This window comes from Luteimonas salinilitoris (assembly GCF_041300785.1).
Lineage (GTDB): Bacteria > Pseudomonadota > Gammaproteobacteria > Xanthomonadales > Xanthomonadaceae > Luteimonas > Luteimonas salinilitoris.
In genome coordinates this window covers 57610-71333 of the sequence record NZ_JBFWIB010000002.1, presented here as the reverse complement: position 1 = coordinate 71333, position 13724 = coordinate 57610, and the positions used below count along the sequence as shown (strand labels likewise).

Genomic DNA, 13724 nt, shown 5'->3' with positions numbered 1-13724 from the left:
CTCTCCCGGAACAGGCGCACGGCCCAAGCGCGAAGCTAGCAGCGACGCCGCGCGCCCACAACTCGCCGGCACCGGATGTCGAATCCGCGCGTGACGTTCGCCCTTCTGTGAGGCAGCTCCCGCCTTCGCGCGCAGGTCATGCCGTGCGCAAGGATCTTCCGGGTCGCGGCATTCGCCGTGGCGACGGCGCCCAATGCCACCACGCCCGCTGGCGCATCGGTGCCGGCACCGCGTACGGGCCGGGAGCCGGTGCGCGGGCGGCCCTCGTCAGCGTCCGCCGATGTCCACCCGGACGCTGCCGGAGTGCGACTTGATCGATACGTCGCCGTCGCCGCCGCCCAGGCGCGTATCGAGATTGCGGCCCGGCCCGTAGCGCTGGCGCTGGACCTCCCCCGCGTCGGACTCGATGCCGCCGCTGAAGCTGGACACGCGCAACTGCGCCGAGGCGTCGGCCGGCAGCTGCAGGCCGATGCGACCGCTGACCGATTCCAGCACGATGCGCCCACCCGGTGCCAGGGCGCCGGCCCGGACCGTCATGCCACCCGAGACCGATTCGCCGCGCAGCTGTTCGATCTTCGCCGCCGTCAGGGCGATCGGGCCCGACACCGATTCCACGCGCACGTCGCCGCTGACGCCACCGTCCACTTCGATGCGGCCGCTGACGGTGCCGGCCTCAAGGCGCGGGGTGGCGATGCGCGCCCGGATCGCGCCGCTCACGCTGCCCAGGTCGGCTTCGCCGGCGCGCCCGGCCACGTTCACGCCGCCGCTGACGGACTTCGCCTGCAGCCGGCGCAGGTCGACTTCGGTGATGTCGACATCCGCGCTGACCGCGCTCGCCTGCAGTTCCGCGCCCCTGGGCACGCGCAGCTCCAGTTGTGCGCCGCGCCCGCCGCGCGAGTTGCGCGGATAGATGACCTCCACCCGCACGCGATTGCGGCTGGCGTCCACTTCCAGCCGCTGGCCCTCGCCGAGCGAACCGGTGACCGTCACCTCGTCGCGGTCCCAGCCGCTGACCCGGATGCTGCCGGCGACGTTCTCCACTTCTACCCGGCCGCCGGAGGCCAACGGATGCCGTTCGTCGATCGAGGCCTGCGCCAGTACCGCGGGAACAGGCGCCAACAGCGCCAGCAGCAGTGCTGTGGCGGCGGCCAGGCGGGGAATTCGGATACGCATGGGTGTACTCCTTGTCAGGACAGCAGGGCGGCCGCGCCCAAGGCGGCCTGCCGGGTGAGGTGTAGCCGCTGCGCGTAGGTGCGCTGCAGCTGGTCGAGCAGGAAACCGGACCCCGGCGCCTCGTGGATGGCGGCGAGGATGGCGGCGGCACTGCGGTCGAGTTCCGCCAGTGCCGGCTGCAGTTCCTCCGGAACCCGCTCCACCGGCACCTCCGCCAGCGCCGCGCGGTACTCGCCGGTCAGGCGCTCGGCCTGCCGTTCGGTCACGGTCACGGTCACGGTCGCGATCGCGGGGCCGGTGGGCGCGGGGCCCGGAACCCGCAACACCCCCAGCGCCAGCAACAGCGCGACCGACGCCGCCGCGGCGAAACCGGCGACCGCCCGCCAAGGCCGGCGCGTGCGCGGCCCGCGGCCGGCATGCAGCGCCGGCCCCCGCCCTTCGCGTCCGATCTGTTCGGCCACCCGCGCCCAGGCCCGCGCGGGCGGCACCATCTGCCGCGGCAGGGCGCGCAGGCGCCGGGTCAGCTCGTCGTGGTCGTGATTGTCGTCGTGGTCGTTCATGCCGTTTCTCCGAGCCGCTCGCGCAACAGTCCGCGGGCACGATGCAGTTGTGCCTTGGAGCTGCCGACGGCCATGCCGAGTTCCTCGGCGATCTCGTGGTGCTTCCAGCCTTCGATGTCGTGCAGCACCAGCACCGCACGGGCGCGCGGCGGCAGCGTCGCCACCGCGCGCTCCAGGTCCAGGCCGGTCCCGGTGCAGCGCTGCTCGCCCTCGACCGCCGCCAGCGCATCGAGGCCGTCGTCGCCGGCATCGAGATCGTCCCTGCCGCTGCGCGCACGCAGTTCCATCAGCGCGGTATTGACTGCGAGCCGCTGCAGCCAGGTGCCCAGCGCGCTCTCGAACCGGAATCCCGGCAGCGAGCGCCAGGCCTTGAGAAAGGTGTCCTGCAGCACGTCCTCGGCGCGCGCCGCATGGCGGCCGCAGATGCGCCAGACCACCGCATACAGCCGCGGCGCGTGGCGCCGGTAGATGGACGCATAGGCCTGCACGTCGCCGGCGATCGCCGCGCGCACCAGCGCCTCGTCGTCCGGGGCGGTCTCGATCTCGGGATCGGAGGCTGGCGTGGGCATGGCGATGCTGAGCATATCCACTTGGACGCGGCGCGCCGCGAAAAGGTTTAAACCGCCATCGCGCGAGGCAGGTGTCACCGGCCCGTGCAACCCTTTCGCCGCCCTCCGCGGCATCGGGACGCCGCCCGCCGGTCGCGCAGCGGCGCCGGCAGACACAGAGGCGTGGCGGTGCAATCCGGCTAGGCCTGGACGTGCGGATGCCCCCGGACGCCGTGCAGGTCTGCTCCCCCAACCAATGACGCAGATGCCATCGGGAGGCGGCAATCGGACCGATACATAGACCGCATGGGCTATGCCATTCCGCGAATGGGAACGCGGATGCGTCCCGCGCACGATATCGAGCGACGCGACTTCAGCGCACCGTCCCGACCTCAGCGATGCCGCTTTCCACCGAACACCGCATGTTCGTCCTCAACACGCCGCTCGGCGAGGACGTGCTGCTGATCCACGAGATGGAAGGCAGCGAGACGCTGTCCAGGCCCTACGCATTCAAGTTCAAACTGGTCTCCGAGCGCCCAGACATCCGGCCGGACGAGCTGATCGGCAAACGCGCGACGCTGCGGGTGGAGACCTGGGACGGCGGCCGCTTCTGGGCCGGCATCGTCTCCCGCTTCCTCCACACCGGCAGGGTGCGCGCGCCCGAGGGCGCGGAGGGCGAGCTGTTCGGCTACGAATGCGACCTGCTGCCCTGGCTGTGGCAGCTGCTGCAGCATGAGGACTCGCGCATCTTCCAGGATCAGACGATCCCCGAGATCGTCGAGGCGATCTTCGCCGACTTCGGCTTTACCGATTACGGGCTGCAGCTCTCCGGAGAGCATCCGCCCCAGACCTACTGCGTGCAGTACCGGGAGACCAATTACGACTTCATCTCCCGCCTGCTCGAACGCGCCGGCATCTACTACTTCTTCCGCCACGAGCCCGAGGCCGAGCAGCTGATCCTCACCGACAACCGCGACCACAACCCGCAGCTGGACCCGGACGTCATTCCCTTCCACGACGAGGCGATGGCCGAAGACTACGACAGCGTCACCCGGCTGATGCGGCGCGAACAGACTCACACCGGCCGCTTCGTGCTGCGCGACTACGACTTCGAACGCCCCGGCCCCGGCACCGAGCTCGAGGTCACCATCGATACGGTGGTGCATCTGCCGGACATCGACAATCACGAACGCTTCGTGCACCCCGGTGGCTACGTCGAGCGCGAGCGCGGAGAGGCGCTGGCGCGGGTGATGATGGAGGCCGAGGAAGCCGGTCACGAAACGCTGGACGGCGAGAGCCGCGTGCGCATTCTCACCGCAGGCCACAAGTTCACCCTGACGGACCATGTGGACGACACGTTCAACACCGAGTACCTGCTGACCTCGGTGCAGCACAGCGGCACGAACAACCTCGGTCTTGGCCGCCCAAGCGGCTACAAGAACAGCTTCTCGTGTATCCCGCACGCTGTGCAGTACCGCGCACCGCTGACCACGCCCCGGGCACGCGTGCATGGACCGCAGACTGCCGCGGTGGTCGGCCCTGCCGGCGAGGAGATCCACACCGACAAGTACGGGCGGGTCAAGGTCAAGTTCCGTTGGGACCGCACCCAGGAGGCCAACGACAAGAGCTCGTGCTGGCTGCGCGTGGCACAGATGTGGGCCGGCAAGCAGTGGGGCACGATGTTCATCCCGCGCATGGGCATGGAGGTGCTGGTCGATTTCCTGGAAGGCGACCCGGACCAGCCGATCGTGGTCGGCTGCCTGTACAACGGCGAGAACATGCCGCCCTATCCGCTGCCGGCCGAGGCCACCAAGTCCACGTTCAAGACCTATTCCTCCAAGGGCGGCGGCGGCTTCAACGAGCTGCGCTTCGAGGACAAGAAAGGCAGCGAGCAACTCTTTGTCCATGCCGAGCGCAACCAGGACAACCGCGTAAAGAACGATTCGCTGGAGTGGATCGGAAAAAACCGCCACCTGATCGTCGACGGCGATCAGTTGGAGAAGGTCGGGGGCGACAAGCACCTCACCATCAAGGGCGACCAGAACGAGAAGGTGGAAGGAACTGTCTCACTGAACGCAGGCGTGGACCTTCAGCAAAAGGTCGGCATCAAGCACGCGCTCGATGCCGGGATGGAGATCCATCTCAAGGCAGGCGTCAATCTGGTTCTTGAATCCGGGGCGAGCCTCACTCTGAAGGTCGGCGGCAACTTCATCAACCTGAATCCGGCCGGCGTGTTCATCCAGGGAACGATGGTAATGCTCAACGCTGGCGGTAGCGCAGGCAGCGGCGCCGGATGCTCGCCCACCGCCCCCAAAGCGCCCGCCGAAGCCGACAAGGCCAAACCGGGCGAAGTCATGGAATCCCGTTCTGCCGGTTCAAGACCAAGTGCCCTTGGCCCCCAGGCGGCGACGCTCACGGAAGCTGCCAAGAGCGGCGTTCCCTTCTGCGAAAAGTGCGAAGCCGCCAAAAAGGCGCGCGAAGCCGAGCAAGCCTGAGCCCGACACCGATGACCGACACTCGCCCGGAAACGATGATCGACGCGCTTTGGGCCGCCCCCCGAGGCGACGATGGCCGGCTGTACGCGGTGCTGGACGGCGCCCGGAATGCCGGAATCCATCCCGCCGTCCTCGAATCGCAATGCGAGTTCGAATGCCTCTACACCGGCGAACTCGCGCCCGACCTGAGACAGGCCGCGCCCTACCTGGTGAAGCTCGAGCGGGACCTGCCCTTCACCGACATGCTGATCCGAAAAGGCTGGGGCGACAGCTGGGGCATCTTCCTGCGCTCGCCCGCCGCATTCCGGGATCTGCGACGCCACCTGCGCAAGTTCCTGATGGTCTACGACCCGGACCTGAAACCGATGTACTTCCGCTACTACGACCCGCGCGTGCTGCGGATTTTCCTGCCGACCTGCGACAAGGCCCAGCTGGCGGAATTCTTCGGGCCGGTCCAATGCTATCTCGGCGAAGACGAGGCACCGGACAACCACGTCCTGCTGCGCTTCTCCAACGACGCGGGCACGCTCCGGCGCGAGACGTTCCCGATCTCCCCCGCATGAGCGGATGCCGAAGGAATACTGCGATGCTCACCATGCGGAAATCACAGATGGAAGCGATCGAGAAGGCCGCGATCCGCGCCTTCGAAAACCGCACGCTCGCTCACCTGCAGGAATACTTTCCCGGCCACTGCAACCTGCTGGGCGAGGAGCAGATGCGCCGCGTCATCCAGTTCGGCTGGGACAAGGCCAGGCACTACGAAATGACCGCAGAATGCTGCGTGCGCACCTACATCGAGTTCATGTGCCTGCTGGGCGGCCGCTTCGACACCAACCCCCTGATGCCCTGGGCCGCCGAGATCCTCAACGACAAGGTCTCCGGCGACCAGGTCGCACGCGGCGACCGTCTCTATGACCGTGCACACGAGTACATCCGTCACCTGGTGCCGGACTACCGCGACCCCGAAGGCACCCCCGTTACCGCCCGCTTCGTCAACGACTTGCAACAGCTGCGGACCACGCCTGACACGCCCGTTCCGCCCAACGCGCTCCCCACTTTCGCAGACGACGTTAAGGCGAAGTTGCGGCGCGTATTCCCTGCCAAGTTCACCTATGCCGGCGAAGCCGCAATTGCCGCCCTCATCGCCACCGGCATCGGCGAAGCGGCCCGCCACCGCATCCGCGGCGAGCGCGGACTGACCCTGTTCATCACCCTGATGTTCGTCTTGGGAGTTGGCTTTGACGACGACCCATTATTGCCCTGGGCATCGAAGATCCTCAACGACGAGAAGATCAGCACCGAAAAGAAGCGCGTCGACAAGCTACAGATCAGGGCGATCGGAATGCTGCGGCAGTGGTGGAAGGTCCCGCATGAGGCAGGAGTTTGAGCCATGTGCTGGGGCGCCAAGACACCCGCACCGAGCCAAAGCGGCGCAGGAAGCTGCCCGCCTGGGACGACCGCGCCCTGCCCTTGTGCCAACCTGGAACTCACGGCACGAATCATCGAAATCAAGGGATTGCACAAACCCGGCGTCGATGACCGGCCGACCAGGCCGTCCGGAACAACGAAAAACTCCGGCTACGAGGCCGGCTACACCAGTGGCGACGACAAGGGAAGAATATTCACAAACCGGGCGCTAGACGGCGCCTGGCGGAAGGACCAGCAGTACATCGAACTGACTGTGGAACTGGATGTCGCCCCATCGTCATGCCCTATTCCAGCCGACACCAAGATCAAATGGACGATTGAGGATCCCGATGACCCAACCAATGAACCCGCAAATGTGCACGCCGATGCAGGACGATTGATCGACCCGAACGATTACAGCGGCATAACCAAATCCGGTGCCAACAACAACGACAACAATCCGCGAGGAAAGGCGACAGCCACGGCGCGCCTTGAAGAAGTGGACCCGCTATATGCGCTCTCCGGCGATGAGACGCTGGTCGACCCCGCCACTCGGCGCAGCAAAGTGAGATTCCACGTCAGCGACAATGCCGGGGACAACTATCGCATCAAGGCCGAGGGGGCGCATCCCAGCGCCAGCGTGTCGAATGCCGCCCAAACCGGTGTAATGACGGTGTGGGACCGGGTTGAAATCGAGTATGTGAAGATGAATTCGGCGAACGAGCTGCCCGTCGACCAGATCGCCAGACACTACGATATGGCCTGCGTGCAAGTGGACGTATCGGAAAGGCGGGTCGTGACCGGTCCATCGGACATGGCCGCGATGGGATCCAACGACGGCCTCGCCTTTGCGGCATGCGAGGACTATTGCACCAGCGTTTCAGGTGAGTTCACGCACGAAGGACAAGGCGGCTGGTTCTTCATGGTTGCAGCCAACCGGTTCGTTCCCGCCAGGACGGCGACCATTCTGTACGAAGGCAATGCCGAAGCCCGCGGCGACCGCGTGCGCCTCCCTATCGGCACCACGCTCGCGGGCGCACCTAAAGTTGTACGCGTATTCAATGCCGCGAGGATCGCCGGCATGTCCCCACCCAAGCCGAACGATTTCGGAATCCATATCAAGTTCAGCGTGTCAGCGAGGTCCGGGCGAGACGTGATCATCAACCCGCATGATTTCCACGAGGTGGACGACCCGGACAACTCATTCCTGGACGCGAATCTTTCGCACTATGGTTTCCCGGCGGGTGCCACCATCCCGATACAAGTGCTCGGCGCCGGGGACGATGCGCTGGTGACCGCCGGCATCAGTCCGGGTGGGGCCAGCGTCGGAGGCAAACACTACTTTGGCGGAAGACTGATGGTATTCACCCAGAACCTGACCGGATCCAGCGTGCTGGTGACGCTGTGCCATGAGCTGTGCCATGCGTTCGACAATGCACACAAGTGCGGAAACTGGGACTGGGAGAGCAAGGCCGGCCGGACCTCCTGCTGCATGAACTACTGGTTTCAGTTCGTCCTTAACGACGCGTCTCCGAGGGCCCCCATCGCCTGGACGCAAAACAAGCAGTCGGCAAACATGTGCGGCCCGCACATCATCAGCATCAGGGACTACCACCTGGAGGACAACCCGGGCCTCGGGTGGTGATCATCGTAAAGCAACATGCCATGAAATTCACATGCCAATCGGTCACCGCATTCCAGAAGCCATGGTATTTCGCAGTCATCTGCCTGGCCGCACTGTCCTGCAGCAACGTGACTGGACGCAACACTACGAACGCAATGGCAGGAGCATCTCTCATGAACCAAACCGCAGAATCCCATGACCTCTCGATATCCGTAGCATCGGAACCCAGATACGTACTGGGCTACCCCATACTCGTCGCGATCACGCTGCGCAACGACAGCGCCGACACAGACTATCTGAACATCGCCGACCTTGGCCTTGTCAATCCGATCGACTCTCTCGCCGTGAACATTGTTCCCTCCAACGGCGGCCCGGCGCGTCGACTCGGCCCCTCTTTCACCTTCCGCGATCAGGATCTCTTCCGCACGACGCTGATGTCCAAGCAGTCCCGCAGAATGCTCGTTGACCTGTCCCAGTTTGGGCAGTCACTGGACAAGGGAAAGTATCAGGTCCGGTTCTCGGTTTACATCAGTGCCGGGGCTTTCGCATCGTCGCCTCCCGTGGAAATGGAGTTTATCGAACCTTCATCGAAGGAAGGCATCGAAGCCGCACGACTGAGACGGCTCGGGTTGCGAGCCAATGCAGAAGATTATGGTTCCTGGCAGCCTTTTCTCACCAACAACTGGGAATCGATCTCGGCATCTGAAGAGATTGGCGAACCGACGCGTCGGCAGCTCTCGCTCCATCTGTTCCTGCACAGGGCTGCCTACGGACAGGAAAGCATTGCCAACCTTTCGATGGATGGGCTGGGCAAACTTCAAGGATCCGTGCTCTCCCCTGAGGCCGCGTGCCTGGAGTATGAATTGCTGGCGGCGCGCCTGCCCAAGCCGGAACTTGCATCCAGGCGCGCGGAGGTACTGCAGAAATGGCCGGAGCTGGAGACCAGATTAGACAAGATTGACGCGGGGGAAGGCCTTCTGACCACCCTCAGACGAGGCTACGGCGCTGAAAAGCGAACCGCTCCTCCACCGGATAAACGCCCCTACCGGAACACCACTCCTTGATGAGTTATCGCAGCCATGTGCTGGAGCAGCAAGACACCCAAACCAAGCGAAAGCGAAACCGGGAATTGCCCGCCCGGGAGCACGGCGCCGTGTCCATTGCAGTGTCCGCCGATGGAGATCGAAATCAACAACACGTCGACCTCAGATGACGATTGGGTGATGCAATGTACGCACGATCCGCGGCATACCTTGACCTGTCGGATTCGAACGACAGGCAGCCCGGCGAACGACGTAGCCACGGTGCTGACCAACCCCGACGGTCGCCTCCGATTCCCTGGCGCGAGCGATGCCAGCACGACCGTGACCGTTCCCAGCGACGGGTCCTGGCTGGAATTCCAGATATCAGGCAACACCGGTAGCGCCACCGTTGGAGATGCCGTTATCGAAGCGCATTGCCAGGATGCCGCGGGGGCGGTACTGGCGAGCAAAGGCGTCACGGTGGTTGCGGTTGAGCGCGAAGGGCTGTTCGATCCCGAAGCTGCGATCGTTGAATTGCCCGACGTCAATAACATGAACCTGCTGCCGATTGCTGACCGGGTGGCTCATCGGACGATCAAGTTCAAGTTCGTGCCCACTGCCTTTACCCGGAACAAATCTGTGGAATGGAGTTTTTCGCCCAGCGGGATACAGGGAGGCGTCCTGACCGACGGTGTGCAGCGCGGAGTATTGCCCGCAGGACACAACACGCACATCGAAGCCGAGCCTGGGTTCAATTTCGATGCCGCCACCCATCGGAGTACGATCAACGCCAACGGTACGGCTGCGGTCAGAATCAACATGCCGTCGGTCGCATTCAACAAGGGGCGCCTGGGCGTGCGCATGGTCGACCGCCCTGACTGTGTCACCGAGGTAGACTTCGAGGTTCAGGCCGTCGTTGTCATCGACCCGGGGCATGGCGGTAACGCTGTGGTGGGCGGATCGAGCCCGAACAACGCGACGAGCTTCAGCGGCGTTCTCGAGAAGGACATGACGCTCGATTTTTCGAGACTGGTCCGGGATGCATTGAATGCGGACCCGCACAATATCGAGGTCCACATGACTCGAAACGCCGATGTCAATTTGGGTATTGCGGCACGAGCCAACGTCGCCAGGGACAATTCTGCGGATGTCCTGCTGAGCATCCATATGAACGCATTCAACGGAGTGGCTCATGGAACCACCATTTTTGTCCGCACAAACGGCGTCGACCAGCTAAATCATGCAGACGACGCGGCATTTGCCACTAGGGTTGTTGACGCCGTTCTCGCTGTCAACCCAGTAAGCGATCGGGCGCAGAATCTGAACGACTTCACTCGGGGTCCGCTGCGCGACTCGGCCCTTGGAAATAACGCCGCCCACCACAAAACGCGCGCCTGCCTGCTGGAGGTCGATTTCATCGACGTGCAAAGGGTCGATGAGAACCTCAATACCGGGCCGGACGCGACCGCCAACCGCCAAGCGATATGCAACGCCATTGCCGGAGCCATCATCGATGACCTGCTCAATCAGCCGTAAGCCGTGCCACAGATTGACGGACTTGCTCGGCATCGTGTTGTCAGTACTGGCCCTGACGACGAATACGAGCCGGGCAGCCGAGTCGACGGCACCCGGCAATATCGACTCTCGACTGGTTGCCCGGGTGCCGCTCGAGCCGGAGTCTCGCCCGCAATGGGCGCGTTTCTCCCCGGAGAATCCGCGACACATCCTCGTTGGGATCGACAATCGCGGGGTGCTTGTGTCCTTGCCGGAAGGTACGACGCGCCATATCGCCGGGGAACTGTCCCCGGTCGGCTGGCTCGGGCAGACCGTGGTCGCGCGCGATCAAAGCGGCCGCTTCCGGTTGTTGGACACGAACGATCTGATCCCGACCACGCGCGTTGCTGCAGGCTCGCTGTCGCTCCCCTGGACATTCGGCAAGGATCATCGCATTCGGTTCGATGTCGCGCTGCCGGGAGCCGCCATCAGCACGATTCCGTTACGCATCCCGGGAGCCGGGACGGATGAGCGCGCCCTGATCGCATACGAGGATCGTGGCCCCGCTGTCGTTGCGCCTGACGACAATGCCAGCACTGTCGTCGACGCAGCCGGCGGCGTTCTCTTTCGGGGTGACAAGAAGATCTATGGAGTCTCGCTCAGCCCGGACGCCTACAAGCTCCTTGTGTATTACGGCAACACCGAACATGTCCTGTTTAATCGGCTAACCAAGCACACCACAAGACTGCCTCCCATCATCCACGCCTGGACCTGGCTGCCGGACAGCAGCACCCTCATCGGCGAAATCAGCCTGAGTGGCGAACCTGCCCACGAGGAGGTGGATTCCACGGATCTCTATATCTACGATCTGGCGGGAGCCAAACTTGATCAGGTCGGACTGCCGTCGTTCGTTCGCGGTGCCGCACTCAAGATTCTCGACGTTTCGGTGGAAGGGCATATCCTCGTCGAGGCCGAGAGAGTGACCCCTGAACCTGCGTACCTTGGATTAATGGTTCTCGAACTCCTATGGCAATGAGATGGCGAACCGGTGACCTTCCGGTCCTCCACAAAGGCGCGCCGAAAGCGGCCGACGCCGCCAGCGGCCATGATTCGAGAGTTTGTTCTGACCTTTGTGGGAGGGACTCGTAGCGCGGAGCCCTTCGTCAAGCTCAGGACGGGCTTGCTTTGCTGTTCCCGGCTCCTGAGCCTGCAAGCCGAGCTCGGCTCTACGCGCCCTCCCACAGGGCATGCTGCATCGCCCTAGCCGTTCTCCGCTCGGAACTTCTCCAGGTCCTCCGGCGAATTCCCCGCCTGCATGAACGCGACCTCTTCGGGGCTGAGATCGTCGGGCGGCGGTGGCGGCGGCGGCGGCGCGGGCGGCGCGGGCCCGCCGATCAGGACGGTCGGGCATCCGGCGACGATCACGCCGCCATGCGCGGTGAGATCGCTGATCCGTGCGGCCGGCATGCCGCCGATCAGCACCGTGGCGGAGCCGGTGACGATCACGTCGGGCCCACCGGCGCAGGTCGCCGGATCGCCCACGCGCGCCGCTGGCAATCCGCCGATCAGCACCGTTGGCGCGCAGGGCGGCAGGATCGGCCCGCCGATGTGCGGCACCACGCCCGACCACATCGGGCAGACATGCATGTCGGTGAGCCTTGCCGCAGGCAGCATCTCCGTCTCCTTGCCGAACGTCGCCGGCGGCGCGAAGCCGCCTTCGCGACGGGAACGACCCGGATTCTCCTCGCCGGTGCGCGCGCTGGCGATATGCAATTCGCCATAGCCGCCGGCCTCCGAAGCCCCTTGCGCCTAGCGCGCACGGGCTATCGAAGCGCCTGGGCGCTTGGCGTACAGATGCACCCAGGATCGTCACGAACACCGGATCGCAGAGATACGGGGAGGCCCGATGACCCATTTCCGACCATCGATGGATCGCGCAAGGACGCCGCGCCATGCATGCCCACGCGCGCGCGCCTGAACCTGCGCCGGCGGCTGCAGCGCATGTCGCGCGTGCACCTGTGGGCGATGGCCGGCGGCCTCGTACTGGCGGCGCTGCTGCTCAGCGCCGTTCGCGTATCCGTGCTGGAGCGCGATGGCGGGGAACGCGTTCCTGCGTCCAGCGCAGCCACGGCGGCCGCAGCAACGTCCGCCCGCGCGCACGCCGGCCAGGACGCAGGCATGCAGGTGCAGGCCGGCGCCCTGCCCGCCGCGCAGGCGCGCGCGCGGACGCCGCTGCCGGCAACGGACACTGCAGCGACCGCGCAGCAGCGGCGCGACTTCTGGCTGCAAAGCATGCTCGCGGCGCTGGCGCTGCTGCTGCTGTGCGGCCTCTACGACGCGTCGCGCCGCCCGCGCGGCGGTCGCTCCGGTCCCTCCGGCGCGCCGCCCGGCGACACGCTTGCGGCACCGTTGCCGCAAGCGATCGCCGGAGCGCCGCGCCAGTCCGACGTGCTGGTACTGGCCGGCAGCCGCATGCGGCAACCCCTGCACGCCCTGAGCCTGTTCGCCGGCAGCCTCGACCGCGATGCCTTGCCGGCACAGCGCCGGGCCCTGCAGGGCCTGGAGGCGAGCGTGCGGGAGATCGCCGACGTGATCGACGAAGTGGAGCAGATCTCGCGCCTGCTGCGCCACGAGGTCCCGGTCACGCCGGCCGTCCTGCCGGTCGGCGAGGTCTTCGACCGGTTGCGGCCGGCGGTCGCGCGTACGGCGCGTGATCACGGCGTCGACGTGCGCTGGCATGCGAGCGGATTGCAGGTGCATGGCGATCCCGCGCTGGTCCGTACGCTGCTGCACGCGCTGGTCGGGCATGCCGTCCGCAACGCACGGCATCGCGTGCTGGTCGCGGCACGGCCGGCGGCGGGGCGCGTCCGCATGCAGGTCCGCGACGACGGCGACGCCCTCGGCCTTGTCGGCGCCGCTTCGCCGCTGGAAGCGCTGCTGCAGCGCGCGCAAAACGGGGACGACCGCGATGCCGGCCTGGAGCTGGCCATCGGCGCCGGCATCGTCGACCTGCTGGGCCTCGAGATCCGGGCACGCTCGGCGCAGGGGCACGGCAATACGGTGACGGTCGATTTCCCGCGCGCATGCGGAACCGCCGCGACACGGCCCGACGACGCCACGGTGCTCTCACTGGCGTTGCTGGAGTCCGAGGCGCGGCAGGGGCGCAGGACGCAGTCGCGGCTGCCCGCGCCGCCTAAGACGGCTCGCGAGGACGGTACGTCACCAGGGCCCGGAAACGCCGGACTCGCACCGGAGCGCACCGCCCCCGCTCCGGGAGGCGAAAGTACGCGCAGGTCCTGAACCGCCGGATCCGCACCTCCCGGCCGACACGCTGATCGGCATAGAACATGCGGCGTATCGAATTCCCGGCAAGCTGCGGCCACACTTTCCCCGTGCGAAGC

11 protein-coding genes and 1 pseudogene are annotated in these 13724 nt (G+C 65.6%); 8 read left to right on the top strand and 4 right to left on the bottom strand.

Going from position 1 to position 13724, the window contains the following annotated elements; translation table 11 throughout:
• Positions 1-267: 267 nt before the first annotated feature.
• Genes AB5T46_RS03680 through AB5T46_RS03670 form a run of 3 tightly spaced genes read right to left on the bottom strand, consistent with a single transcriptional unit; the run spans position 268 to position 2317 of the window.
• Positions 268-1173, bottom strand: a complete 906-nt coding sequence (locus AB5T46_RS03680) for a DUF4097 family beta strand repeat-containing protein (RefSeq protein WP_370562509.1) — start codon at positions 1171-1173, stop codon at positions 268-270.
• Between the two features lie 14 nt (positions 1174-1187).
• Positions 1188-1733, bottom strand: a complete 546-nt coding sequence (locus AB5T46_RS03675) for a hypothetical protein (protein WP_370562508.1) — start codon at positions 1731-1733, stop codon at positions 1188-1190.
• Entirely contained in the window at positions 1730-2317 is a 588-nt protein-coding gene (locus tag AB5T46_RS03670; protein ID WP_370562507.1) for an RNA polymerase sigma factor, read from the bottom strand. The genes AB5T46_RS03675 and AB5T46_RS03670 overlap by 4 nt, the downstream gene beginning before the upstream one ends.
• A gap of 362 nt (positions 2318-2679) precedes the next feature.
• Between AB5T46_RS03670 and AB5T46_RS03665 the strand changes: the two genes are divergently transcribed.
• The 7 genes from AB5T46_RS03665 (at position 2680) to AB5T46_RS03635 (ending at position 11359) form a co-directional block, all read left to right on the top strand.
• Entirely contained in the window at positions 2680-4776 is a 2097-nt protein-coding gene (locus AB5T46_RS03665; RefSeq protein WP_370562506.1) for a type VI secretion system Vgr family protein, read from the top strand.
• 11 nt (positions 4777-4787) lie between these two features.
• The gene (locus AB5T46_RS03660) at positions 4788-5339 is read left to right on the top strand and encodes a DUF4123 domain-containing protein (protein WP_370562504.1); all 552 of its coding nucleotides are present in this window, start codon (positions 4788-4790) and stop codon (positions 5337-5339) included.
• A gap of 47 nt (positions 5340-5386) precedes the next feature.
• On the top strand, positions 5387-6163 hold the full coding sequence (locus AB5T46_RS03655) for a hypothetical protein (RefSeq protein WP_370562502.1): 777 nt from the start codon (positions 5387-5389) through the stop codon (positions 6161-6163).
• Positions 6164-6166: 3 nt separating this feature from the next.
• A complete protein-coding gene (locus tag AB5T46_RS03650; RefSeq protein ID WP_370562501.1) occupies positions 6167-7828 on the top strand; it encodes a hypothetical protein in 1662 nt (553 codons plus the stop codon).
• 152 nt (positions 7829-7980) lie between these two features.
• Positions 7981-8871 (top strand): hypothetical protein, encoded by an 891-nt coding sequence (locus AB5T46_RS03645; RefSeq protein WP_370562500.1) that lies wholly within the window; start codon positions 7981-7983, stop codon positions 8869-8871.
• A 111-nt stretch (positions 8872-8982) separates the two neighbouring features.
• Entirely contained in the window at positions 8983-10365 is a 1383-nt protein-coding gene (locus AB5T46_RS03640) for an N-acetylmuramoyl-L-alanine amidase (RefSeq protein WP_370562499.1), read from the top strand.
• Positions 10343-11359, top strand: a complete 1017-nt coding sequence (locus tag AB5T46_RS03635; protein ID WP_370562498.1) for a hypothetical protein — start codon at positions 10343-10345, stop codon at positions 11357-11359. The genes AB5T46_RS03640 and AB5T46_RS03635 overlap by 23 nt, the downstream gene beginning before the upstream one ends.
• A gap of 353 nt (positions 11360-11712) precedes the next feature.
• Here AB5T46_RS03635 and AB5T46_RS03630 read toward each other — a convergent pair.
• Positions 11713-11997, bottom strand: a pseudogene (locus AB5T46_RS03630) (PAAR domain-containing protein); the annotation flags it as partial.
• A 282-nt stretch (positions 11998-12279) separates the two neighbouring features.
• Here AB5T46_RS03630 and AB5T46_RS03625 point away from each other — a divergent pair.
• Complete coding sequence (locus tag AB5T46_RS03625) at positions 12280-13623, top strand: sensor histidine kinase (protein WP_370562497.1); 1344 nt, start codon at positions 12280-12282, stop codon at positions 13621-13623.
• Positions 13624-13724: the final 101 nt, after the last annotated feature.

Bases quoted from the DNA above. Each gene is read 5' to 3' on its own strand.
- AB5T46_RS03680 (WP_370562509.1), bottom strand. From the start codon at position 1,173: ATGCGTATCCGAATTCCCCGCCTGGCCGCCGCCACAGCACTGCTGCTG.
- AB5T46_RS03675 (WP_370562508.1), bottom strand. From the start codon at position 1,733: ATGAACGACCACGACGACAATCACGACCACGACGAGCTGACCCGGCGC.
- AB5T46_RS03670 (WP_370562507.1), bottom strand. From the start codon at position 2,317: ATGCTCAGCATCGCCATGCCCACGCCAGCCTCCGATCCCGAGATCGAG.
- AB5T46_RS03665 (WP_370562506.1), top strand. From the start codon at position 2,680: ATGCCGCTTTCCACCGAACACCGCATGTTCGTCCTCAACACGCCGCTC.
- AB5T46_RS03660 (WP_370562504.1), top strand. From the start codon at position 4,788: ATGACCGACACTCGCCCGGAAACGATGATCGACGCGCTTTGGGCCGCC.
- AB5T46_RS03655 (WP_370562502.1), top strand. From the start codon at position 5,387: ATGGAAGCGATCGAGAAGGCCGCGATCCGCGCCTTCGAAAACCGCACG.
- AB5T46_RS03650 (WP_370562501.1), top strand. From the start codon at position 6,167: ATGTGCTGGGGCGCCAAGACACCCGCACCGAGCCAAAGCGGCGCAGGA.
- AB5T46_RS03645 (WP_370562500.1), top strand. From the start codon at position 7,981: ATGAACCAAACCGCAGAATCCCATGACCTCTCGATATCCGTAGCATCG.
- AB5T46_RS03640 (WP_370562499.1), top strand. From the start codon at position 8,983: ATGGAGATCGAAATCAACAACACGTCGACCTCAGATGACGATTGGGTG.
- AB5T46_RS03635 (WP_370562498.1), top strand. From the start codon at position 10,343: ATGACCTGCTCAATCAGCCGTAAGCCGTGCCACAGATTGACGGACTTG.
- AB5T46_RS03625 (WP_370562497.1), top strand. From the start codon at position 12,280: ATGCCCACGCGCGCGCGCCTGAACCTGCGCCGGCGGCTGCAGCGCATG.